This is a genomic window from Exiguobacterium alkaliphilum (assembly GCF_018138125.1).
In the GTDB taxonomy this organism is placed as follows: domain Bacteria; phylum Bacillota; class Bacilli; order Exiguobacteriales; family Exiguobacteriaceae; genus Exiguobacterium; species Exiguobacterium alkaliphilum.
Window position 1 is genome coordinate 2,883,779 of the sequence record NZ_CP073101.1, and the last position, 20,323, is coordinate 2,904,101.

At 52.0% G+C, this 20,323-nt stretch carries 29 protein-coding genes, 2 tRNA genes and 1 rRNA gene; 9 read left to right on the top strand and 23 right to left on the bottom strand.

The annotated features are described in order from the left end of the window. Positions 1-26: 26 nt before the first annotated feature. From KB235_RS14830 to groES, 3 genes are all read right to left on the bottom strand, one after another. Complete coding sequence (locus KB235_RS14830) at positions 27-986, bottom strand: helix-turn-helix domain-containing protein (RefSeq protein ID WP_211780033.1); 960 nt, start codon at positions 984-986, stop codon at positions 27-29. A gap of 128 nt (positions 987-1,114) precedes the next feature. Next, positions 1,115-2,755 carry a chaperonin GroEL gene (gene groL / locus KB235_RS14835; protein WP_211780034.1) on the bottom strand — a complete coding sequence of 547 codons (1,641 nt, stop codon included), beginning with the start codon at positions 2,753-2,755 and terminating at the stop codon, positions 1,115-1,117. A 43-nt stretch (positions 2,756-2,798) separates the two neighbouring features. After that, positions 2,799-3,083, bottom strand: coding sequence for a co-chaperone GroES (gene groES / locus KB235_RS14840; RefSeq protein ID WP_021065365.1), 285 nt, complete (start codon positions 3,081-3,083; stop codon positions 2,799-2,801). 214 nt (positions 3,084-3,297) lie between these two features. Between groES and KB235_RS14845 the strand changes: the two genes are divergently transcribed. Both KB235_RS14845 and KB235_RS14850 read left to right on the top strand, forming a co-directional pair. Further along, positions 3,298-3,993 (top strand): CPBP family intramembrane glutamic endopeptidase, encoded by a 696-nt coding sequence (locus KB235_RS14845; RefSeq protein WP_031199772.1) that lies wholly within the window; start codon positions 3,298-3,300, stop codon positions 3,991-3,993. Positions 3,994-4,009: 16 nt separating this feature from the next. Then, positions 4,010-4,219, top strand: coding sequence for a YdiK family protein (locus tag KB235_RS14850; protein ID WP_021065367.1), 210 nt, complete (start codon positions 4,010-4,012; stop codon positions 4,217-4,219). Between the two features lie 40 nt (positions 4,220-4,259). Here the strand turns inward: KB235_RS14850 and KB235_RS14855 are convergent, their stop codons facing one another. Both KB235_RS14855 and KB235_RS14860 read right to left on the bottom strand, forming a co-directional pair. Beyond that, entirely contained in the window at positions 4,260-4,649 is a 390-nt protein-coding gene (locus KB235_RS14855; RefSeq protein WP_211780035.1) for a hypothetical protein, read from the bottom strand. Then, positions 4,642-5,016: a hypothetical protein gene (locus KB235_RS14860; RefSeq protein WP_211780036.1), complete on the bottom strand. Its 375-nt coding sequence runs from the start codon at positions 5,014-5,016 to the stop codon at positions 4,642-4,644. Before KB235_RS14860 ends, KB235_RS14855 begins: the two co-directional genes overlap by 8 nt. Before the next feature lie 109 nt (positions 5,017-5,125). Between KB235_RS14860 and KB235_RS14865 the strand changes: the two genes are divergently transcribed. After that, the gene (locus KB235_RS14865; RefSeq protein ID WP_051690277.1) at positions 5,126-5,404 is read left to right on the top strand and encodes a putative periplasmic lipoprotein; all 279 of its coding nucleotides are present in this window, start codon (positions 5,126-5,128) and stop codon (positions 5,402-5,404) included. 24 nt (positions 5,405-5,428) lie between these two features. Here KB235_RS14865 and KB235_RS14870 read toward each other — a convergent pair whose 3' ends face one another. Continuing rightward, positions 5,429-5,587: a hypothetical protein gene (locus tag KB235_RS14870; protein WP_211780037.1), complete on the bottom strand. Its 159-nt coding sequence runs from the start codon at positions 5,585-5,587 to the stop codon at positions 5,429-5,431. 117 nt (positions 5,588-5,704) lie between these two features. On the opposite strand from KB235_RS14870, the gene KB235_RS14875 reads away from it, so the two are divergent. After that, a complete protein-coding gene (locus tag KB235_RS14875) occupies positions 5,705-6,040 on the top strand; it encodes a TM2 domain-containing protein (RefSeq protein WP_152545862.1) in 336 nt (111 codons plus the stop codon). A 37-nt stretch (positions 6,041-6,077) separates the two neighbouring features. On the opposite strand, the gene KB235_RS14880 is transcribed toward KB235_RS14875, so the two are convergent. Both KB235_RS14880 and KB235_RS14885 read right to left on the bottom strand, forming a co-directional pair. Then, positions 6,078-6,662 (bottom strand): NADPH-dependent F420 reductase, encoded by a 585-nt coding sequence (locus tag KB235_RS14880; protein ID WP_034815547.1) that lies wholly within the window; start codon positions 6,660-6,662, stop codon positions 6,078-6,080. Positions 6,663-6,675: 13 nt separating this feature from the next. After that, on the bottom strand, positions 6,676-7,149 hold the full coding sequence (locus tag KB235_RS14885; protein WP_024372066.1) for a hypothetical protein: 474 nt from the start codon (positions 7,147-7,149) through the stop codon (positions 6,676-6,678). Positions 7,150-7,299: 150 nt separating this feature from the next. Here KB235_RS14885 and KB235_RS14890 point away from each other — a divergent pair, with 150 nt between their 5' ends. Next, positions 7,300-7,482: a PspC domain-containing protein gene (locus tag KB235_RS14890; RefSeq protein WP_058765577.1), complete on the top strand. Its 183-nt coding sequence runs from the start codon at positions 7,300-7,302 to the stop codon at positions 7,480-7,482. Positions 7,483-7,515: 33 nt separating this feature from the next. Here the strand turns inward: KB235_RS14890 and KB235_RS14895 are convergent, their stop codons facing one another. The 5 genes from KB235_RS14895 to KB235_RS14915 all read right to left on the bottom strand — a co-directional run bounded on the left by KB235_RS14895 (position 7,516) and on the right by KB235_RS14915 (position 11,100). After that, positions 7,516-8,862, bottom strand: a complete 1,347-nt coding sequence (locus tag KB235_RS14895; protein ID WP_211780038.1) for an FAD-dependent oxidoreductase — start codon at positions 8,860-8,862, stop codon at positions 7,516-7,518. A 186-nt stretch (positions 8,863-9,048) separates the two neighbouring features. Further along, positions 9,049-9,336, bottom strand: coding sequence for a YesK family protein (locus tag KB235_RS14900; protein WP_211780039.1), 288 nt, complete (start codon positions 9,334-9,336; stop codon positions 9,049-9,051). Positions 9,337-9,434: 98 nt separating this feature from the next. After that, the gene (tatC, locus tag KB235_RS14905; protein WP_034815845.1) at positions 9,435-10,223 is read right to left on the bottom strand and encodes a twin-arginine translocase subunit TatC; all 789 of its coding nucleotides are present in this window, start codon (positions 10,221-10,223) and stop codon (positions 9,435-9,437) included. A gap of 2 nt (positions 10,224-10,225) precedes the next feature. Further along, positions 10,226-10,444: a twin-arginine translocase TatA/TatE family subunit gene (gene tatA / locus KB235_RS14910; RefSeq protein ID WP_276514410.1), complete on the bottom strand. Its 219-nt coding sequence runs from the start codon at positions 10,442-10,444 to the stop codon at positions 10,226-10,228. Then, positions 10,444-11,100 carry a redox-sensing transcriptional repressor Rex gene (locus tag KB235_RS14915; RefSeq protein WP_029596207.1) on the bottom strand — a complete coding sequence of 219 codons (657 nt, stop codon included), beginning with the start codon at positions 11,098-11,100 and terminating at the stop codon, positions 10,444-10,446. Before KB235_RS14915 ends, tatA begins: the two co-directional genes overlap by 1 nt. Positions 11,101-11,249: 149 nt before the next feature. Between KB235_RS14915 and KB235_RS14920 the strand changes: the two genes are divergently transcribed. Both KB235_RS14920 and KB235_RS14925 read left to right on the top strand, forming a co-directional pair. After that, a complete protein-coding gene (locus KB235_RS14920; protein WP_211780040.1) occupies positions 11,250-13,151 on the top strand; it encodes an ABC-F family ATP-binding cassette domain-containing protein in 1,902 nt (633 codons plus the stop codon). After that, complete coding sequence (locus KB235_RS14925) at positions 13,148-13,555, top strand: hypothetical protein (RefSeq protein WP_034815839.1); 408 nt, start codon at positions 13,148-13,150, stop codon at positions 13,553-13,555. Before KB235_RS14920 ends, KB235_RS14925 begins: the two co-directional genes overlap by 4 nt. A 45-nt stretch (positions 13,556-13,600) precedes the next feature. Here KB235_RS14925 and KB235_RS14930 read toward each other — a convergent pair whose 3' ends face one another. From KB235_RS14930 to KB235_RS14960, 7 genes are all read right to left on the bottom strand, one after another. Continuing rightward, positions 13,601-14,167 carry a hypothetical protein gene (locus tag KB235_RS14930; protein ID WP_211780041.1) on the bottom strand — a complete coding sequence of 189 codons (567 nt, stop codon included), beginning with the start codon at positions 14,165-14,167 and terminating at the stop codon, positions 13,601-13,603. A gap of 14 nt (positions 14,168-14,181) precedes the next feature. After that, entirely contained in the window at positions 14,182-15,204 is a 1,023-nt protein-coding gene (tsaD, locus tag KB235_RS14935; protein WP_211780042.1) for a tRNA (adenosine(37)-N6)-threonylcarbamoyltransferase complex transferase subunit TsaD, read from the bottom strand. Beyond that, positions 15,201-15,662 (bottom strand): ribosomal protein S18-alanine N-acetyltransferase, encoded by a 462-nt coding sequence (gene rimI, locus KB235_RS14940; RefSeq protein WP_211780043.1) that lies wholly within the window; start codon positions 15,660-15,662, stop codon positions 15,201-15,203. The genes tsaD and rimI overlap by 4 nt, the downstream gene beginning before the upstream one ends. Then, positions 15,655-16,311: a tRNA (adenosine(37)-N6)-threonylcarbamoyltransferase complex dimerization subunit type 1 TsaB gene (gene tsaB, locus KB235_RS14945; RefSeq protein WP_211780044.1), complete on the bottom strand. Its 657-nt coding sequence runs from the start codon at positions 16,309-16,311 to the stop codon at positions 15,655-15,657. Before tsaB ends, rimI begins: the two co-directional genes overlap by 8 nt. Next, positions 16,308-16,757: a tRNA (adenosine(37)-N6)-threonylcarbamoyltransferase complex ATPase subunit type 1 TsaE gene (gene tsaE / locus KB235_RS14950; protein WP_211780045.1), complete on the bottom strand. Its 450-nt coding sequence runs from the start codon at positions 16,755-16,757 to the stop codon at positions 16,308-16,310. The genes tsaB and tsaE overlap by 4 nt, the downstream gene beginning before the upstream one ends. 105 nt (positions 16,758-16,862) lie before the next feature. Then, a tRNA-Met gene (locus KB235_RS14955) sits at positions 16,863-16,939 on the bottom strand. A gap of 25 nt (positions 16,940-16,964) precedes the next feature. After that, positions 16,965-17,041: transfer RNA gene (locus KB235_RS14960), tRNA-Met, on the bottom strand. A gap of 139 nt (positions 17,042-17,180) precedes the next feature. Between KB235_RS14960 and KB235_RS14965 the strand changes: the two genes are divergently transcribed. After that, positions 17,181-17,963 carry a sporulation protein gene (locus tag KB235_RS14965; protein ID WP_211780046.1) on the top strand — a complete coding sequence of 261 codons (783 nt, stop codon included), beginning with the start codon at positions 17,181-17,183 and terminating at the stop codon, positions 17,961-17,963. Here the strand turns inward: KB235_RS14965 and KB235_RS14970 are convergent. Further along, on the bottom strand, positions 17,958-18,590 hold the full coding sequence (locus KB235_RS14970) for a uridine kinase family protein (protein ID WP_211780047.1): 633 nt from the start codon (positions 18,588-18,590) through the stop codon (positions 17,958-17,960). The genes KB235_RS14965 and KB235_RS14970 overlap by 6 nt on opposite strands. A gap of 51 nt (positions 18,591-18,641) precedes the next feature. Here KB235_RS14970 and KB235_RS14975 point away from each other — a divergent pair, with 51 nt between their 5' ends. Continuing rightward, positions 18,642-19,019, top strand: coding sequence for an HIT family protein (locus tag KB235_RS14975; RefSeq protein WP_034817416.1), 378 nt, complete (start codon positions 18,642-18,644; stop codon positions 19,017-19,019). 10 nt (positions 19,020-19,029) lie between these two features. On the opposite strand, the gene KB235_RS14980 is transcribed toward KB235_RS14975, so the two are convergent. Beyond that, positions 19,030-19,968, bottom strand: a complete 939-nt coding sequence (locus KB235_RS14980; protein WP_211780048.1) for a hypothetical protein — start codon at positions 19,966-19,968, stop codon at positions 19,030-19,032. 136 nt (positions 19,969-20,104) lie between these two features. Then, positions 20,105-20,220 (bottom strand): 5S ribosomal RNA (gene rrf, locus KB235_RS14985). Positions 20,221-20,323 lie beyond the last annotated feature (103 nt).

The following is a 20,323-nucleotide window of genomic DNA, read 5'->3' on the forward strand; positions in this document are numbered from 1 at the left end:
CTCCTGGAAATATTGTTTGAACGTTTCTAACTCTTCCATCCTTGAAACACCTTTTCCATTAATCGCTCGATTTCAATTCCAATCCGAGGATCTTCTTTCTCATAATCAGACAACGATAAAATGATAGATAAAGGATCCATGTGTCGCCCTTCATTTAACTCTAAGCGATATTTCACAACTTGCACTATACACGCAGGATCTTCATCGGACCGGACCGTCTTCATTTCCTTCACTCGAAGTGCTTTTTCTTCTTCACGTGTGATCGCATAAATTGGATAGTCCGGTCCGTTTAACATCGTATACTCACTGAATGCGGATAAACCACCTGTCATGAGTCTATTGGGTTGAATCTTTTTCTCTAATCGATAGTCACGGACCACCGGGTTAAACAAGTACGGATAAAGGGTGTTCCAAAACGTGTGTGTGTCTTCTTTTTTTAAAAAAACGCGTTCTTTACCATCTCGATATACAAGTGATGAATCAATTCCCTCTAACTCATCAAATATACGTGAAACCGTCATCTTAGAGACACTTAACTGAATTGCCACTTCAGCTAGAGTCAGTCTTGTCCAATTCTTATAAATACTGAGCAAGATAAAACGTTGAGTTTGAAGTGAAACCTTCGTCACTTCCGGTAATTCACGGAGCTGAGACTTGTGAAGTAGGATGCCCATAAACGGCATATAAATCTGTTCCTCATTCAGAATAAAAGGAATCCCTTTCGCTGTCATTTGGTTCATTTTATACGTAGACAACGTGTTAAAACCAAAAACAACAGGTGTATTCGTCATTTTGCTCAATTTTTTAAAATGTTTTTCAAGTGTTATGACACTCACATTCGTTTGAGGAAGTGCAAACAAAATAGATTGACCCTGAATGATCCATTGACGAAACTTATACGCATTGTTTATTGAAAGAGGCAATTGCAACTGCTTCTCTGTTTCTTTTACGTCGACATGCATCGTTTCTTCGACATAAGATTTCATCGATAAATCCTCCTTAACATACTTTTTTTAATCATAATATAATTTATGTTAAGGTTTAAAAATTCATGTTAAAGAAAAAACCATCCACCAGCTTTCGCTGATGAATGGTTTCTAATTGAGCGTATGACTTACATCATTCCGCCCATTCCACCCATACCACCCATGTCAGGCATGCCGCCGCCAGCGCCTGCTGGTTCTGGCTTGTCTGCGATGACCGCTTCCGTTGTGAGGAACATGGCTGATACTGATGCTGCGTTTTGAAGCGCTGAGCGCGTCACTTTCGCCGGATCGACGATACCGTGTGCGATCATGTCGACGTACTCGCCAGTCGCGGCGTTGTAGCCAATGCCGACCGATTCGTTCTTGAGCTTCTCGACGATGACCGACCCTTCTTCACCCGCGTTTTCCGCGATTTGACGGACCGGTGCTTCGAGGGCACGAAGGACGAGTTTCACACCTGTCGCTTCATCCGCTGTCACTTCAGAAAGAAGTGCACGAACGGCTGGGATGACGTTAATGAACGCCGTACCACCACCTGCGACGATCCCTTCTTCGACCGCTGCACGTGTCGCGTTGAGCGCGTCTTCGATGCGGAGCTTACGTTCTTTAAGTTCCGTCTCTGTCGCTGCGCCGACTTTGACGACGGCTACGCCGCCTGCAAGTTTCGCGAGACGCTCTTGGAGTTTTTCACGGTCGAAGTCAGATGATGTCTCTTCGATTTGGTTGCGAATCGTTTGAACGCGTGCTTTGATTGCCGCTTCGTCCCCAGCACCTTCGACGATTGTTGTCGTGTCTTTCGTGACGACAACTTTCGATGCGCGTCCGAGCTGTTGAAGCGTTGCCGACTTGAGCTCGAGGCCGAGGTCTTCAGTGATGACTTGGCCGCCTGTGAGCGTCGCGAGGTCTTCGAGCATCGCTTTACGACGATCGCCGAATCCTGGTGCCTTGACTGCGACCGCGTTGAACGTACCGCGGAGCTTGTTCAAGACGAGTGTCGCGAGCGCATCGCCTTCGATGTCTTCCGCAACGATGAGGATTGGTTTCCCTTGTTGTACGACTTGCTCAAGCACTGGGATAATTTCTTGGATGTTCGAGATTTTCTTATCGGTGATCAAGATGAACGGGTTGTCGAGCACCGCTTCCATCTTATCTGAGTCTGAGATCATGTATGGTGACAAGTAACCACGGTCGAACTGCATCCCTTCGACGACGTCAAGTTCTGTCGTGAAGCCGCGTGATTCTTCAATCGTGATGACGCCATCGTTGCCGACACGCTCCATCGCTTCAGCGATCAACTCGCCGACTTCTTCGTCCGCTGCCGAGATGGCCGCGACTTGGGCGATCGCTTCTTTCGACTCGATTGGTTTCGAGATCTCTTTTAGCTCTTCGAGTGAACGACGAACTGCTTTGTCGATTCCTTTACGAAGAATCATCGGGTTTGCGCCCGCTGTCACGTTTTTGAGACCTTCACGAATCATCGCTTGAGCGAGGACTGTCGCTGTTGTCGTACCGTCCCCTGCGACTTCGTTCGTCTTCGAGGCGACTTCAGCAACGAGCTTCGCGCCCATGTTTTCGAAGTGGTCTTCGAGTTCGATTTCTTTCGCGATCGTCACGCCGTCATTCGTGATGAGCGGTGATCCGAACTTTTTCTCAAGGACAACGTTACGTCCTTTCGGTCCGATTGTTACTTTTACCGCGTCAGCGAGTGCGTCGACACCGCGAAGCATCGCATGACGTGCATCTTCTGAGAATTTGATTTCTTTTGCCATTGTTCATTTCCCCCTAAACAAGATTTTTGAAAAATGGTGAGTCTTAGCCTACGATTGCGAGAATGTCGCTCTCTCGAACGATTAAGTATTCTTTGCCTTCATGCTTCACTTCGGTACCCGCGTACTTCGAGTAGATGACCAAATCATTTTCTTTGACGTCGAGCGCGATCCGCTCACCTTGGTCCGTGACGCGGCCTGTACCGACTGCGAGGACGCGTCCTTGTTGCGGCTTCTCTTTCGCCGTGTCAGGAAGCACGATGCCTCCGATCGTCTTTTCTTCTTTCTCCACGACTTCGATGATGACGCGATCGCCTAGTGGTTTTAACATAGAAAAAACCTCCTCCGAATATGAATGATGTATCGTTGAATCGTAAGTTTTAGCACTCATCAAAAAGGAGTGCTAACACTGATTAGTGTAGTATGAGACGCCTAAAATTGCAAGAGGGGAACATCGGAAAATTGCTCTCACTCGCGGTCAAGAGACCTTATTTGTTACAATGGTGAAAAGGAACGTTGACTCTTAGGAATAAGGACGTGTTGAATTGGCTACACTAAACTCAAACCAATCGATAAATACCCGTTTTTCGATGGCGCCTAACATTCGGATTCGGCATATCATCCCGATTCTGCTGTATGCGTTTGTTCAGTTCTTTCCGGTATTGATTAGCGGAGTGCGTCCGGAATGGATCACGCCGACGGCAACCGGGCTCTGGTTCGCCATCGGATTCAGCTTGACGATCATCATCTCGGTCGTCTTGCTGTGGCCCGACTTGAAGCTATATAAGCAGCAAGGCATCCAGTCGAATCTGAACGACACGGTCAAATGGATCGGGCTCGGGATCCTCATGCAGTACGGGCTCGTCATCGTCGCCAACTTGATTGAGACGTGGATCTCCGGTGACGTCATGGGCTCCCAGAACACCGAGCAAATCGCGGACATCGTCCGTCTCGTCCCGGTCATGACGCTCTCGGTCGTCTTGCTCGGACCAATCATGGAAGAGATTCTCTTCCGTCATATCTTATTCGGGAACTTGAGCGCCCGCTTCGGGTTCTGGATCGCGTTCGCGGTCAGCTCGCTCTTGTTCGCGCTCATCCACGGGGACAACAAGATACTCGTTTACGTGGCGATGAGCTTCGCCTTCACGGTCGCTTACGCTAAGACGCGTCGCTTGATCGTACCGATCGCGATTCACGCGTTTAACAACGCGCTCGTCATGGTCGTATTATTCTTAATGTAGAAATGAGGTGGCATTGATGCCGCGACACTTAAAAGTTATGTTTTTGTTCAGTCTCTCGTTCGGGATTCTGTTCACCGTCCTCGCCTACTACTCGGTGCAGGAGTACGGCTTCAGCTTCTGGACGTACTTCATCATCGCCGTAGCCGCGTATGACTTCTTCAAGGTGTATCAGATTTTGACACTCGCTCGAAAAGCGAAAAAAGAAAAGACCGATAAATCGGCATAAAAACATCCCAAGCGACGGTGTCGCTTGGGATTTTCTATAGTCATATTTCCTTGGATGGATTCATCAGATCGTTTCGATAGACGTCTCGCATGAGTAAGCCACCAATCGTCAATCCCCGATACAAGAACAAGCCACCGAGCGCGACGAACACGGTTTCAGCAGTCGGAAGGGTTCGCAGGTCGAATAAAAGCCCGACAATTAAGACGAGCAGGAAAGACAAGACGACGAACGACACCGTCTTCTCGTTCAGTTCGTTCATGATGCTCGTTTTCGACTCGTCCGAAAGTCGCTTCACTTGTTGACTGTAATAGGAATAGACGGTGATCCCGAGACCCGTTACCGCAACGAGCGCGTATTGTTCGAGCCAAAAGTCGAGTCCAATCAGCGCCAGCCACATCACGAGTAATCCTTTGAATACGTTCTTATTCATCTTTCGCCTCCTGCTCGTACACATGGAGCTCATTCATCAAAAACAGCCCTTTTGTTGCAAACAAATAGGTCAGTGCGGTCAAGGCAAGGTCCTGAGTCGGGATCGTCACTAGCGTCGCACCAAAACCGATCAAGTACATCACCACGAACACGAGAACGGCGACGAGCCACGTCTTCTCACTCGAACGCCAAAGTAGACGTTCTTTGACCGAGGCCGCGTACTCTCCCGCTTTTAGACGTTGCCACCGATAATACAACACACTCGCGATGAGAAACAACAGACCCGCGGACACACCAAAAACAGTGCCCGCAATCACTAACCCGATTCCAATCGCAAAGGCCAACTTCCGTCCATTCACTTGCCCCACCCCCTCTCACTCCCTATAAGAAGAAGCCGTCGACAAGTTTCGTTCGCTTTGAAAGCAAAATCACCATACGTTATAGTTGATAGATAAACTATCAAAAAGGGGTATTATGATGAAGAAGTCTATATTCGCCATCCTCGCCTCCGTCTTTCTCGTCGCCTGCTCGGACGCCGACACGTTGGCCACATACGAAGAGTATGGCGTGCTCGCGGAGACGATCGAAATCGCGAACTATGAACCGAAAGTCGAGACGGACAACGATGGCAACCGCGTCATTTTGTTCTATGAAGGTGAGCGCCCTGTTTATAAGAGCGTGTATGTCAAAAAAGAGCGCCACCTAAAAGTCATCTCTACGAATGACGAGGCGATGCTCTATAACGATTCTCTCTAGACTCCCCCGTGTATGGGGAGTTTTCTATAACACGATGAACCCGACCGTCAGTAGGCCGTATATGAAACCGAGCACGATGACGCTGATGGCGATCGTTTTATACTGCGGGTACTTATGTAAGACGACCGCTCCCGCGATGACGTGGATGAACGCGACGATGAACGTCAAAATGGCAAAGCCCATAGCTGTCTCCTTCTCTGACCCATCATTTTTAGAAAATCATGGAAAAAGATACTGTTTCAATTTATAATGAAGCACGAACTCATTTTATCAAACTTCATGCGAAAGAAGGGACTTATCTTGAATTATTCTCGAATGGATTTGACCACCCAAGAGATGCAACTCGTCAACAGCGAGGTCGAGAAACGCAAACGCAACCTCGTCGTCGCCTACTTGCTCTGGTTCTTCCTCGGGGCGTTCGGTGCCCACCGTTTTTATTTTGGGAAAATTGGCTCAGGCGTCGCCATGCTCCTCATCGTCGTCTTGACGCTCGGGCTCGGTGCAATCATCTCAGGTATCTGGGCACTCGTCGATGCTTTCCTCATGCCGGGTTGGCAACGGACTGACATCGACCGCATCGAACGGGAAACGATTGAACTCCTGCAAACGCGAAACGACCGTTATACGGGCTTTTAAAACGACCGGGACGAAGATTCGTCCTGGTCGCTTTTGGTTAAAAACTATTCTCTTTCAAGTAGAATGCAAAGTTCCGATGCTTCCGTTCCTTCGTCGCGTAATGAATCCATAGCCACGCGAGCGACTCGAGCTCACGCGCCAGCTTCAAGTGTCTGAGCGTATGGGCGTCAAAGCCGATTTTCGCAGCGAGGTCTTGCACGGCCCGGACCGACTCCTGCTCGTCGCCGGCGATGAACATCATCGACTTGTTCGGATTCTCGAGGTTCTCGACACCCGTCTGGTTGAACGCCTTGACGATACGGACGTGCGGGGCGAGTTCTTGCAGATGCTCGGCCCCAGATTTCCCTTCCGGCCGCTCGATGGCGTCAAACTCTTTAGCGATTGGATTCGTCACGTCGATGACGATTTTGTCGTCCAAGTCACGTAGCGATTGAATCAAGTCGACCGCGGCCGCGAACGGCGTCGTCAACAATAAAACCTGCGCATTCGACGCCACGTCTTGGAGCGACATCGTCCCCTCGCGCTCCGAGCGCGTCCCATACAACACTTCATATCCGACGTCCTCGAACTTGCGTCCGAGCGTCCGACCGACTTTACCGGCTCCTAATATCCCAATCTTCATATACAACTCCCCTTCACAGTTCTTCGTCTGTCCGTGTCACCGTGCCACCGAGTTCGGCGGCGAGCCCATCGAGCACCGAATGATCAAACTCCTCCCCGATACCCATCACACCCGTCTGTCCCGGCTCGATGTTGCCGACCGTCCGTTTGAACGTCTCTTGAATGCTTTGGACGTGCTTCAAATCTTTCGTCCCGCCAATGAGTCCGCCCGTGAGCGTCCCGAACAAGATCCCGAACGGTCCTCCGAGAATCCCGACGGCCATTCCAATCAAGGCACCTTTCGTCGACTTGTTCGTCGGTGTCAGTTGGACGGCATCTTCGAACGAGAACGCCCCATTGTCTTCACGCTTGATGACGACGAGCTGTTCGAACCCGATCAGCCCTTCGGCGTGATACTTCTTCAACTTACTGAACGCTTGATACGAGACCGACTCCTCTGGAAACGTGAACGTGACGATGTGGTACGACTGCTTTTCCTTCTTCGCCATATCGGCTCCTCCTTTGACAGGACCAGGTGACACATACTTTCTCTTACCCTTCCCCGGCTTCAGACGAAAAAAAACCTGTGACAATCGTACACGGCCAGCAGGTTTACATGGTAAAATTTACATAAAATATGTGAGATAGGAGCCACGCCTATGCAACGTCCGCTTCGAAAATCTGCCACGAACCGCTCACTCTCGGGTGTCTGTGGCGGCATCGCTGAATACTTTGACTTGTCTCCGCTCGGTGTACGTCTGCTCTTTTTAATCGTGCCGGGGAACGTCCTCATCTACATGATTCTCGCCAACTCGATGAAGGACGCTCCACGCTACCTATAAAAAAAACTCGGGAGCCGTGGCTCCCGAGTTTTTTTAGGCGTTCACTTTGTCTGTCATCGCCGCGAGCGCTCCACTATTGATGAAGTGCCACGGTTTGTTGTAGTGCGGTTGGAAGAAGAAGTCGACGTAAGCGAGCTCTTCGACCGTCATCTCATTTTGAATTGCGAGTGAGAGTGTGTTCACCGCTTGTGTCATGTCCGCTTTCGAGAGTACTTGTCCACCGACGACGCGGTGCGTGCCGACTTCATAGACGAGCTTGAACTGAACGTTTTCTGCTGTCGGCATGAACTCAGGACGATACGCGTCCTCGACGACGACACTCTCGACGTCAAGACCGAATAGACCGGCCGCTTCTTCCGTGAGACCTGACGAGGCGATATTCCAATCGTAAAGACGAAGACCCGACGTCCCTTGTGTCCCTTGATAGCGGACGCGTGGCGTGACGAGGTTTTCTGCGACGAGTGTCCCCATGCGGACGGCGTTCGTGGCGAGTGGGATATAGGCATGTGTGCGTGCTGGGTTGTAATAGACGGCACAGCTGTCCCCTGCTGCGAACACGTCCGGGTTGCTCGTGCGCATATATTCGTCGACGATGATGGCGCCGTTGCCAAGCATGTCGACTTGGCCTTCGAGGAGGCCCGTGTTCGGACGAAAACCGACACAGAGGATGACGAGATCGGCCTCGAACTCACCTTTATCCGTCACGACGTGTGTGACGTTCCCATCTGTCCCACGGAACGCTTCGACCGTCTGGCCGAGCTCGAGGTCGATGCCGCGTGACGTCATGTCCGCCTCGAGTTGGTCCGTGAACGACTTGTCGAGGTACTTGTTCAAGATGCGGTCGGCGCTATCAATGAACGTGACGTGTTTCCCGTATACTTCGAACGCCTCGACGAGCTCGACACCGATATAACCGGCGCCGATGACGGCGATCTTCGTCGCATCCGTCGCCCGCTCGATGATGCGCTGGGCGTGGGCGTAGTTTTTACAAAGCTCGATGCCGTCCATCTCGATGCCTGGGAGTGTCGGGACGATCGGCCATGAACCCGTCGTGACGATCAAACGATCGAACGTGTCATAGACGTCTTCGCCCGTGTCGAGATTTTTCACATGGACCGTCTTCGCTTCGGTGTCGATGTTCAACACGTCGTGCTTCATGCGCATCGTTGCGCCGAGTTCTTCGAGCTCACGTGGCGAAGAGTAAAACAGTTCTTCGGCCCGTTGGACGACCCCACCGACGTGGAGCGCAATCCCACACGAGAGGAAGCTGACGTTGTCGTTCCGCTCGTAGACGGTGATGTCGAGATTGTCGTGCTTGGCGAGTAAGCCTTTGACGGCTGCTGTTCCTGCGTGTGTACATCCGATGACTGCGATTTTCATATGGTAGTCTCTCCTTTGAGTGGTTGGCAAGTTTAGTTATGTGATAAATATCACATTTGATTTCTAAACTTAGTGTACTATTTCACAAGGATGTTTGACAATAAGTTTGCTCAATTATTCACGTAATTATGTCAAAAGTTTGAACGTCACTCGTGACACGAAAAAACCATCCCTTTTACAGGATGGTCAAGAGGATAGGCGCCGCTGTTTGAGCCAAAGATAGATGGCGACGCCGATATAAAGGATGAGCCCGAAGGCGTATAGACTAAATCCGACTAAGCTCCACCCCATCCCGTCCCAGCCTCGGATGAAGACGAGACCAATCAAGAACAGTGTATAGCCGATTCCCCCGAGAAAGAGCGGAAACGTCAGTCTTCGCTTACGTGACGACCGTAAAAAATGAAGTGCGCAGATAAGTAAAGCCGTCGTCAAGACGCCGACTGCGATGAGCGCATCCCCGTAATATTCCCACATGACCTGTCCTCCCTGAATCGTTGATGGTCTCCTTATCTTACCACGGTGACGTCACACTTACTCGTTCAAAAAAAGCATCGCGTCCAAGAACGCGATGCTCACTTCTCATTCATCTGTTTCATCAAATCCATCTGCTCTTTCACTTGCGCTTCCTTTTCTCGTCTGAGCACACCACGATACGTGACGCGTGAGATGGACAAACTAATCTCGTACAAGAAGAACAGCGGTAGCGACACCATGAGGTGCGACGTCAAGTCAGGTGGCGTGATGAACGCCGCGATGACGAACAACGCGAAGTAGGCGTACTTCCGAATCTTTGATAAGAAAGACGGCGTCACGACCCCGATGCGTGTCAAGAACATCGTCACGACCGGCAGTTGGAACAAGAGGCCGAACGGGATCGTGAGTTGCAAGAGGAACGTGAAGTAGTTCGACGCCCCGATGATTTGCGTCAGCCCGAGGTCTTGCCCGAGGTTCGTCGAGATGTCGAGGACGAGCGGGAACAACCAATAGTAGGCGAACGCGAGACCGACGAGGAACAAGATGAAGATGATTGGGATATAGGCGAGCGTCCCTCTCCGCTCGTTCGGATGCAGACCAGGTGCGACAAACGCCCACAGTTGATACAGTAGAAACGGACTGGCTGCGACGAGACCGATGACGAGCGCCAAATTCAAATAAATCATGAGCGGGTCCGCGACCCCAAAGGCGTTCAGCTCTAGTCCTCGTTCGACGAGGTCCGCCTGTAGATAGGCGAGCACGTATTTGACACTCGGCAAAGCGGCCAAAAAGAAGGCAAAGACGACAAATGCCGACAGCATCAGTCGTCTCCGCAGCTCTGTCAAGTGGTCGGACAGCGCCCGCTCTTGATCAGGTTGATGGTTCATGATTACTGCTCTTTCTTCTCAGAATCTTTCTTGTCTTTTTCATCATGTTCATTCATCATGCCGTTTGTGGCATTTTTGAATTCACGGAGCGTCTGTCCGGCCGCACGGCCGAACTCAGGCAACTTCTTCGGCCCGAAGATGATGAGCGCGATAATCGCGATAATGAAGAGACTTGCTCCCCCCGGAATCCCGACGACGAGTGACGATGCTAGTAATTCCATTATTGATGGACCCCCTCAGCAGATGGATAGTGTTGCATAAAGTAAATGAGCGATTGGAGTTCGATCGACAAGTCGATATGATGGACGCGGACCGTGTCCGGCACCGTAAGTCGAGCCGGCGTGAAGTTCAAAATCCCTTTGATGCCAAAGCGGACCAAGTCATCGGCGACCGGCTGCGCATAGGCGGACGGGACCGTGAGGATGGCGACATCGATTTTGTTTTGCTTCATGATCTGTTCCATCTCATCGACGTGATGAATCGGGACACCGGACATCGTCGTGCCGACTTTTGTCTCGTCTGCATCGAACCCGACGACGATATGTGTGTTATTGTTTTTAAGGAAGTTATAGTTGACGAAAGCTGTCCCGAGATGACCGACCCCGACCAAGGCGACGTTCGTGATTTCGTCCTGGTTCAATGTCTTTCGGAAAAAGTCTAACAGATACTGTACGTTATAGCCATATCCCTTTTTCCCGAGCGCACCGAAGTACGAAAAGTCGCGGCGAATCGTCGCCGAATCGACCTTGACCGCCTCACTCAGTTCGGCAGAAGAGACACGTTGTTTGCCTGATGAATGCAGGCTTTGGATAAACCGATAATATAGTGGCAACCGTTTGGCTGTCGCTTGCGGAATCTTTGGTTCGTTTTGACTCAACGGAAAGAGCCTCCTTTTTACGACACGTTACACACGAATCTGATTTCATACACCTTGATTGTAAACGAATTCACATGACCACTCAATGAATATACCTGAAAAGACTAAAAAATACAGTATACTAAATACAGAGAAAGGGGTTTTTTCACTTGATCCTATTGCAAGTCAACAACTTATCGAAATCATTCGGCGTCGAGCCGATTTTAGAGAACGTCAAACTCGAGATTCAAGAAGGTGAACGTGTCGCCCTCGTCGGCCGGAACGGCGCCGGCAAGTCGACGCTCCTCAAAGTCATCGCCGGGGAATATAACTACGACTCAGGCGACATCATGAAGCCAAAAGACGTCACAATCGGCTACCTCGCCCAAGACTCCGGGCTAGAATCGAGCGAGACGATCTGGAACGAAATGCTCACCGTCTTCACCGATTTAATCGAGCAAGAACAAACGCTCCGACGGATGGAGCAAGACATGGGCAGTGAACGCATCTTGAACGATGCGGACGCCTATGAACGGCTCCTCGCCGCGTATGACGAGGAACAACATACGTTCAAGGATCGCGGCGGCTATCAATATGAAGCGACGATTCGCTCGGTGCTACACGGGATGCGGTTCTATCCGGACGACTTCGACCGTCAAATCGACACGCTCTCGGGTGGGCAACGAACGCGTCTCGCCTTGGCGAAGATGCTCCTCCAGAGCCCGGACCTCCTCATCTTGGACGAGCCGACGAACCACTTGGACATCGAGACGCTCGCGTGGCTCGAGAAGTACTTGAGCGGCTATAAAGGGGCCGTCCTCATCGTCTCCCACGACCGCTACTTCCTCGACCGCGTCGTCTCGGTCGTCTATGAGCTGTCACGCCACCGGAGCCGTCGCTTCGTTGGGAACTATACGAAGTACCTCGAACAGAAAGCTGCTCTCTATGAACAAGAGAAGAAGCAGTTCGAGTCGCAACAAGAAGAAATCGCCAAGATGCAAGACTTCATCCAACGTAACATCGCCCGGGCGACGACGACGAAGCGTGCCCAGAGCGTCCGGAAGCGACTCGAGAAGGTCGACCGGATGGACGCACCGGACGGCGACGAACGCAGCGCCGTCCTCTCGTTCACGATTAAGCGCCAGAGCGGGAATGATGTGTTGAGCGGGAGCGACCTCGCCATCGGCTATGAGGAACCAATCGCTCAAAACCTGCGCTTCCAGCTGCAGCGCGGCGAATCGGTCGCCCTCGTCGGCCCGAACGGGGTCGGCAAGTCGACGCTTTTGAAAGTGTTGACGAAACAACAGCCGGCGCTCACCGGCGACATCCGTTACGGGACCGGCGTCGAAATCGGCTACTACGACCAGGAGCAACAGAATCTGTCTGATAAGAACCGCGTCATCGACGAGATTTGGAACGACTGGCCGCTCATGCGCGAGCAAGACGTACGGAGCCTGCTCGGCCAGTTCCTCTTCAGTGGGGACGACGTCATGAAACGTGTCCACGAACTGTCCGGCGGCGAACGGGCCCGCTTGACGCTCGCGAAGCTGAAGCTCGAACAACCGAACTTGCTCATCTTAGATGAGCCGACGAACCACTTGGACCTCGACTCGAAGATGATTCTCGAGAACGCGCTCCTCGACTATCCCGGCACGATCCTGTTCGTCTCGCACGACCGGTACTTCATCGACCGGCTCGCCACGCGGGTCCTCGAGATCACGCCGAACGGGATCGACGAGTACCTCGGTGATTACTCGTACTACGTCGAGAAGAAAGAAGAACTCGAAGAACTGGCCCGGCTCGCACGCGTTGAGACGAAACAAGTCGTCGTCAAAAAGCAACGGGCCGACAAGGAACAACAACGTGAGGAGCGTCGAATAAAACAGCGCATCGAAGAGATCGAGCTCACGATTGAACAGCACGAGGCGCGCCTCGAAGAGATTGAACAGCTCCTTTGCGAGCCGGACGTCTTCAACGACTTCGCGCGGGCACAGGAGCTATCGAGCGAGTCCGATGCGACGAAAGAGTCAATCACGGCACTGTATGTGGAATGGGAGGAGCTCCATTCATGATGCGGTCCCGTGCGCTGCGGATCGACTGGTTGCATGCGTTTTTGACCGGTCTCGCCTTCATCGTGCCGACCGGGACTGAATTCGTGTCCGAGCTCATCCGTGGAGAATCGACGATCGTCCCGACAATCGTGTTTTACTTCTTGCCCGTCGTCATCGGCTTCATCATCCAGACGTGGAGCGGCATCTTCATCAGTCTCCTGAGTGGATTGCTCATGAGCACGCTCTTCATCCGCCTCGTCGTCTGGCCGGTCGACGTGACGGTGCATAGCTTTTATGCACCCGGGTCGGTCTGGTTCCACTTCTATCAAACGACACTGTTCATGTGGGTGCTCGCGCTCCTCGTCTTCATCGTGAGCCGCGTGAATATGTGGTATAAACAGAAAAAACATCGTCCAGAAGCATGAAAAAGGGAAGCGTTCTCCTCGAATGGAGTCCGCTTCCCTTTTTGTTTAGAAATAACGCAGTGGCAAGAAGCCACGTGTGTGGAAGTCAAGTTTCATCCCGTCTTCGGTGATAAAGAAGACGTACTCGTTTGTGTCGACGTCACGGACGAACACTTTATAAAACGTTATCTCTTCTTCCCGGCTCGTCACGTAGCGTGCTTCATGGGTCGAGATGACTTGGGCGAACAGCTGTTGCTCATCGAACTCGGCGATGAGCGATTCGAACTGCGCCGCCTCTTCCTCGGTCGCCTCGCGTCCTGGGAAGATTTCATAGTAAGCGTCGCTCGCCTTCGGTTGAATCCCTAAGTTGCGATCGACGACGAGGACGCTCTCGATGTCTTGGTCGTCCATGTTCTTATACCCATACAGCGCTTCGACGAGCGTGTTCTCGCCCGTGACCCGGCTGATGCCTTTAAGCGATTCGGCCCCGGTGAGCGAACGCACACGCGTCGCTTCCGGCACGATTTCTTCTTGATAGGCGATATTGTAGGCGCGGATAATCTCTCGTACTTGCAAAAACGTCGCGACGACGAGCAGTACGACGAGCCCGCCAATGATGATGCGTTTCGTCATGTCTCTATTTCCCCCTAGACTGTCATGCTCTCTTCTAAGGATAACCCAGGAACCGCATTCATCGCTAGTGTATCGCGCTTCCCGCGCACATACGCGTGATGTCCCGCGACCCCGATCATGCCGGCGTTATCCCCACAAAGCGCGAGCGGCGGGATGACGAGGCGGATGCCTTCTTGGTCAGCCGCTGCCTGTAGCGCGGCCCGCAGGCCACGGTTGGCCGCGACACCGCCGGCAACGAGGAGTTGTTTCGCACCTTTCTCGTTCACAGCGCGAATCGCTTTCTCGACGAGCACTTCGACGACACTCGCCTGGAAGCTTGCCGCCAAGTTTTCTGGAATAATCGTCTCGCCTCGCTGCTCGGCGTTATGCACGGCATTGATGACGGATGACTTCAGCCCGCTGAAACTAAAATCGAAGCTGCCCGGCTCGAGTCGGACGCGCGGGAACTTGTACGTATCTTCCCCGTTCGCCGCGAGCCGATCGATGGCCGGTCCGCCCGGATAAGGGAGGCTCAGCGTTCGCGCAACTTTATCGTACGCCTCACCGGCCGCATCGTCACGCGTCTCACCGATAACTTCGAAGACACCATGTTCTGGCATATAGACGAGTTCAGTATGACCGCCTGAGACGACGAGACAGACGAGCGGGAAATCCATTTCTTCGACGAGGTCATTCGCGTAAATATGCCCGGCGATATGATGCACCCCGATGAGCGGTTTGTTGTGGGCGAACGCGAGCGCTTTAGCGGCACTGATGCCGACGAGGAGCGCTCCGACGAGTCCAGGACCTTGCGTGACCGCGACGGCGTCGACGTCTTGCATCGTCACACCGGCTTCATTGAGGGCATCGTCGATGACGTACGTGATTCGCTCGACGTGATGGCGCGAGGCAACCTCGGGCACGACGCCGCCGAACCGTTTATGGCTTTCAATCTGTGACGAGACGACGTTTGATAAGAGTGTCTTGCCGTCCTTCACGAGGGCGACCGACGTCTCATCACAACTCGACTCGATCGCCAAGATGAGTGATGTGTTCATTCGGTTTCACTTCCTAACTTCGCCCAGTAAATCAAGGCGTCTTCATTGTTGTCTTGATAGTAGCGTTTGCGACGACCGGCGCACTCGAAGCCGAACTGCTCGTACAGCTTCTGAGCGCCGACGTTCGAGACACGCACCTCGAGCGTGAGCGCGGCGAGCGATTGCGCACGGGCGTACGTGACGAGCGCGTGAAGTAGCTGGTTTCCGACACCCTGTCCCCGATATTCCGGTAAGACGGCGATGTTCGTGATGTGTCCCTCGTCAACGATTTTCCATACCCCGGCAAAGCCGATGACACGACGATCATGAACGGCGACGAAATAGATGGCTTGCTCGTTTCGAAGCATCTCATTCATGAACGCTTCTTTCGTCCACGGAATCGCGAACGAGGCTTCTTCAACGGCCGTCACTTCTTCGACGTCAAGCCACGTCATGCGGCGGATGGTGATGTCAGCCATGATTTTGTCCCTCGAGCCATTTCGCCTCCGCCTCAGCGAGACGCAAATATTCCGGCTCAAACGCGTGGACGTCCGATGTCTCTTCTCCGAGTGTAACGAGATCGCTCGCGCGTCCATAGCAGTGGGCGGCTGGCGCTTCTTGATAGGAATAGTTTGCCAAGACGTCACGGAACGGTTCGACGTCACCGACGACGACGAACGCCCCTTCCATATGTGTCTCGAGCCATGTCTCAACGGACGCATGGGCGTCCGGAGTTAGCGGCTCATTATGCTGGTAATGTCCGATATAGGCGTTTCCGCGTCGTGCGTCGATGAGCGACACGACCGGGAGATCCGTGTTTGGTGCCGCCGCCATGAGGCGAAGTGCCGAGACACCGACGAGCGGGATTTGGAGCGTATAGGCGAGCGTCTTCGCCGTCGTCACCCCGATGCGAATGCCTGTGTACGAGCCCGGTCCAGTCGTGACGATGACGCGCTCAAGTTCAGCCGGTGTCCATTTGACGACTGCCATGAGCTGCTCAATCATCGGCATGAGCGTGACGGCGTGGTTCTTCGATACCATGACCGTTGCCTCGGCTTGAATCGTGCCATTTTCACTGAGCGCGACTGACAGTCGTGTCGTCGCTGTATCAATCATCAACTGTTTCATGCGAGCACCTCCTGGACGATTGTCTCGTACTTCTGTCCGACCGGTGCAAACGTCAGCCGTCGTTCTTCATCCCCAACACGCTCAATGGTGATGGCGAGCCGTTCAGTCGGAAGCGACGACTCGATCAAGTTCGACCATTCGACGATGGCGACACCGTCCCCGTTGATGTATTCTTCAAGACCGATGTCGTCCCCGGTGTCCTCGAGACGGTAGACGTCCATATGGTAGAGCGGTAAGCGCCCTTGGTATTGCTTCATGATCGTGAACGTCGGGCTGTTGACGTTCCGTTTCACGCCGAGCCCTTTACCGAACCCTTGTGTGAACGTCGTCTTGCCGGCACCAAGGTCCCCGTTCAATGTTATGACCGTTCCGGCCGTGACCAGTGTGGCAAGTTTTTCCGCCACCGCTTGCGTCTCAGCCGCGGAATGGGTAATCAATGTATACATGAATGTTTCTCCTTTAGTGGTTGTCGCGATACGTACTCATTGTACACTCCATTTTAGACAAAAAAAAACACGAAACGTTATCGTTTCGCTATCTCATTTAAAAATTGGTTGCGGGGGCTGGATTTGAACCAACGACCTTCGGGTTATGAGCCCGACGAGCTACCAGACTGCTCCACCCCGCGACGACGTATGAAATTAAATAAAAATTGGTTGCGGGGGCCGGATTTGAACCGACGACCTTCGGGTTATGAGCCCGACGAGCTACCAGACTGCTCCACCCCGCGATGGTTTGAATTGTTTCGACATCCTCTATAATAAGTGAAGTAGTTATATAATGCAACCTTTTTCTTCATGTTTTTTCAGAATTGGAATCGGGAACATTTATAAGAGTGCAATTTATAAAAGAAAAGGAGCGCGACCGTCATGTCGAAATGGGGCAATCGCTTTAAAAAATGGTTCTTTTCCGAGCTCGATGCGTCCGTCTATTTCCATACTGTCCCGTTCATCCCGAACGAGACCGTCCACGGCACGTTACGTGTCGCGAACACGACGACACACGTCGTCCGACTAAAAGAGTTGACGCTCAATTTCCTGACGACGTTCAAAGACATCACGCTCGAAGGAAACGAGTTCAATCGTGAAGCCGACATTCAAGAAGTACCGATTGCCTTGTCAACCGTCCTCGAACCGGGTGACGAAGAACATATCCCTTTCACGTTCGATTTGACGATGTACGCCCCTTCGACTGCCGGTGCGCCTTACAGTGTCGAAGCGACCGTTTGGGACACCGATGGGAAACGGGTCTGGTTCGATGTCATCGAGAAAGTCGAAGTCGAGCCGCTCCCTGCCTTAAAACGTTTACTTGAGGCGACTGAGCACGCTGGTCTCGAGCTCATGTTCACCCGTAACGTGATCGACCCGATTGGCGAAGAGCGGCCGTATCCGTTTGTCGAGAAGTATGGCTTTAAGCCGATCGGCGACTGGGCTGACGAGTTCGAGGTCGTTAAATCATTTTGGCGCATCGATGAAGATGGGGTCGACGTCTATTATTGGCTCGATAATATCGAGAAACAACGAACGCTCGATTCCATCGCCAACGATGTCACGATGCGCCATCGCTCGCTCACGTGGGAACAGCTCGAACGTGAGCAAGACAGACTCGGCCTCGGCATCCAAGAGACGTTACGCAGCCACCGTTCTTCATGAGCGGTGGTTTTCAATCGTCCATACATCGTTACTCGTCGAGACGATTGTTTGAAACTTCTCGCGCTGCGGATGCATGAACAGGTCGTATTGGAGCCGACGCTCGTCGTGTGACGCCTTTAAATACGCCAGGTCCATTCCCCGTTGTTGCACGTCGCGTACAGAACGTCGCGCAAACTCAGTGTCGCTATCGGTATATAGATAAACCGATACATCCCACCAATCCGATCCAAGGAACGCGACGCTCATGCCTTCGATGATCGTGATCCGTTTTGCCGGATCAATCCACGTTCGTTCAAGGTATGGGACGTCAATCGTGAAGAAACCGATGCCTTCACGTACCATGCGGACGTCACGCTCTAGCGATAATAGATGGTGTGCGGACGGATGACAGGCCGTCATCTTATAGTGATGCGCCTGTCCATCGACCGTGTAATCGAGCATGGCACTCTTTCGTAACATCGAGTCCGTGATATATGGGTCGGTATTGATGTAGTTCACGTCCCCGAGGCGCTCACGTAGCGCATCTGCGAATATCGTCTTCCCAGCACCCCCGTGTCCTGAGATAGCGATAATCGTGCGCTCCTCTCGTTCGGCCTGGGTAACTATCCTATCAATCAATTCATTCATAATGCTCCCCCTTTTGGTACACTTCATATAGAAAGGAAGTGTACCAAGTCTATGTCAACTTGTCCATTTTGTCATCCACAGCTAGATCCGTCCCAGACGATTGTCGCCGAGAATGAGACATGCTACTTCTTGATGCACGAACGTGAACAAGACGTGCTTGTCGGCTCTGGCGTCATCGTCCCGAAACAGCATCGCGCAACAACGTTCGAGCTTACACCTTTAGAGTGGAACGATACATATGCGTTACTTCACGAAGCGAAGTCATTCCTCGAGGAGACGTATGGTCCTGACGGTTATACGCTTGGCTGGAATGTCGGAACGGCATCAAACCAGACCGTGCCACATGCGCACCTACACGTCATCCCTCGTTACGCCAACGGACCGCACGCCGGGAAAGGGTTACGCCATTGGTTAAAGCGACCTGAATAAGTGAAGCAGCTCATCGCATGACGATGAGCTGCTTTCGTTTGTTTTCAGTCTCCTCACGTCGCCGTTCTAAACGTTCGACTTGTCGCATCATGCGTTCGATGAGTTTTTCGATTTCACGATCGAGGCTATTCACCTTATCAAGTGACTCATTAATTCGTCCATGCATCGTCCATTCGGAGAAGATGTCATCGAGGAAATAGTCCGCGAACTGAATGAGCGATCCACGTTCAATGTGTAAGCCGCTGACGACTTCTTTCACGTCATCGAGTTCCCGCGAGAAGCGTTCAAGCGCGGATTGAAGTTCATGCATCGTTCGTTCAGAGGCGTCAATGGCATCATGTTTCATCGCTGTCGCAATCAACCCGCCGCCGAAGAACGTGTCATACGTCGACCACCCTTTCGCGCTGTCGAGATGTTTAAGCGTCTTCGCGATCGCTGCACGAGCCGACCGTCCTGCAACAATGGCTTCATTGTATTCAATTAACGCCTCACTCGTATCTGCCTGTTCGTTTGTGAGACGATACAACGTTTCTCTAACGTCGGGATCTTGTTTTAGCCGGGCTTCTTTCGCTTCCAAAAATCGTTCCCATTCCGTATCGATGTCTCTATACATTTCAAACGTCTCACGAAGATCGCGGCGTTCGAGCTCCAACTCATCAATCATCTTCTCATGTTCTCGTAACTTCAGTTCGGCCCGGGCTGCCTCTTCCAATTCAATTGTTTTTTGTTCATTGAATGTCCCGCGAAACTTTCGCCACGTATTAACGAGCGAGAACGACTCTAAATCATACACGTCACGCTGTTCTTTCGTGAAGGAGTTTAGCAGTTGCTTTCGCACCGTTTCATGTTCGGCAATTTGTTTATCAAGTGTTTTCAACTTGCGAGCGAGTCGATCTCGTTCAGAGAGACGCTGTTGCAAATCAAGTTGTTGTTGATGAAAATCGGTCATGTTAGGTTCTCCTTTCGCTTGCTTTGAGGCCTTCGTTCTATCGGTCTCTTATCTGTACGAAAGAATGTCTCGAAAGTTTCAGTCTAAACGACAAAAAAAGGACGATCGAGCATTTGCTCAATCGTCCTTTGCGCTGGCCTAGCAACGTCCTATCCTCACAGGGGGAAACCCCCAACTACTTTCGGCGCTGAAGTACTTAACTTCCGTGTTCGGCATGGGAACGGGTGTGACCACTTCGCTATCGCCACTAGACAATTATTATATTAGCATATAGTTTACATTACGTCAACTGCCTAAATAAGTTACATAAGAAAAACGACCGAGCGGATGCTCGATCGTCTCATGTTGCCTGGCA

Bases quoted from the DNA above. Each gene is read 5' to 3' on its own strand.
- KB235_RS14830 (WP_211780033.1), bottom strand. From the start codon at position 986: ATGAAATCTTATGTCGAAGAAACGATGCATGTCGACGTAAAAGAAACA.
- groL (WP_211780034.1), bottom strand. From the start codon at position 2,755: ATGGCAAAAGAAATCAAATTCTCAGAAGATGCACGTCATGCGATGCTT.
- groES (WP_021065365.1), bottom strand. From the start codon at position 3,083: ATGTTAAAACCACTAGGCGATCGCGTCATCATCGAAGTCGTGGAGAAA.
- KB235_RS14850 (WP_021065367.1), top strand. From the start codon at position 4,010: ATGCCGCGACACTTAAAAGTTATGTTTTTGTTCAGTCTCTCGTTCGGG.
- KB235_RS14855 (WP_211780035.1), bottom strand. From the start codon at position 4,649: ATGAATAAGAACGTATTCAAAGGATTACTCGTGATGTGGCTGGCGCTG.
- KB235_RS14865 (WP_051690277.1), top strand. From the start codon at position 5,126: ATGAAGAAGTCTATATTCGCCATCCTCGCCTCCGTCTTTCTCGTCGCC.
- KB235_RS14870 (WP_211780037.1), bottom strand. From the start codon at position 5,587: ATGGGCTTTGCCATTTTGACGTTCATCGTCGCGTTCATCCACGTCATC.
- KB235_RS14880 (WP_034815547.1), bottom strand. From the start codon at position 6,662: ATGAAGATTGGGATATTAGGAGCCGGTAAAGTCGGTCGGACGCTCGGA.
- KB235_RS14885 (WP_024372066.1), bottom strand. From the start codon at position 7,149: ATGGCGAAGAAGGAAAAGCAGTCGTACCACATCGTCACGTTCACGTTT.
- KB235_RS14890 (WP_058765577.1), top strand. From the start codon at position 7,300: ATGCAACGTCCGCTTCGAAAATCTGCCACGAACCGCTCACTCTCGGGT.
- KB235_RS14895 (WP_211780038.1), bottom strand. From the start codon at position 8,862: ATGAAAATCGCAGTCATCGGATGTACACACGCAGGAACAGCAGCCGTC.
- KB235_RS14900 (WP_211780039.1), bottom strand. From the start codon at position 9,336: ATGTGGGAATATTACGGGGATGCGCTCATCGCAGTCGGCGTCTTGACG.
- tatC (WP_034815845.1), bottom strand. From the start codon at position 10,223: ATGAACCATCAACCTGATCAAGAGCGGGCGCTGTCCGACCACTTGACA.
- tatA (WP_276514410.1), bottom strand. From the start codon at position 10,444: ATGGAATTACTAGCATCGTCACTCGTCGTCGGGATTCCGGGGGGAGCA.
- KB235_RS14925 (WP_034815839.1), top strand. From the start codon at position 13,148: ATGATGCGGTCCCGTGCGCTGCGGATCGACTGGTTGCATGCGTTTTTG.
- KB235_RS14930 (WP_211780041.1), bottom strand. From the start codon at position 14,167: ATGACGAAACGCATCATCATTGGCGGGCTCGTCGTACTGCTCGTCGTC.
- tsaD (WP_211780042.1), bottom strand. From the start codon at position 15,204: ATGAACACATCACTCATCTTGGCGATCGAGTCGAGTTGTGATGAGACG.
- rimI (WP_211780043.1), bottom strand. From the start codon at position 15,662: ATGGCTGACATCACCATCCGCCGCATGACGTGGCTTGACGTCGAAGAA.
- tsaB (WP_211780044.1), bottom strand. From the start codon at position 16,311: ATGAAACAGTTGATGATTGATACAGCGACGACACGACTGTCAGTCGCG.
- tsaE (WP_211780045.1), bottom strand. From the start codon at position 16,757: ATGTATACATTGATTACCCATTCCGCGGCTGAGACGCAAGCGGTGGCG.
- KB235_RS14965 (WP_211780046.1), top strand. From the start codon at position 17,181: ATGTCGAAATGGGGCAATCGCTTTAAAAAATGGTTCTTTTCCGAGCTC.
- KB235_RS14970 (WP_211780047.1), bottom strand. From the start codon at position 18,590: ATGAATGAATTGATTGATAGGATAGTTACCCAGGCCGAACGAGAGGAG.
- KB235_RS14975 (WP_034817416.1), top strand. From the start codon at position 18,642: ATGTCAACTTGTCCATTTTGTCATCCACAGCTAGATCCGTCCCAGACG.
- KB235_RS14980 (WP_211780048.1), bottom strand. From the start codon at position 19,968: ATGACCGATTTTCATCAACAACAACTTGATTTGCAACAGCGTCTCTCT.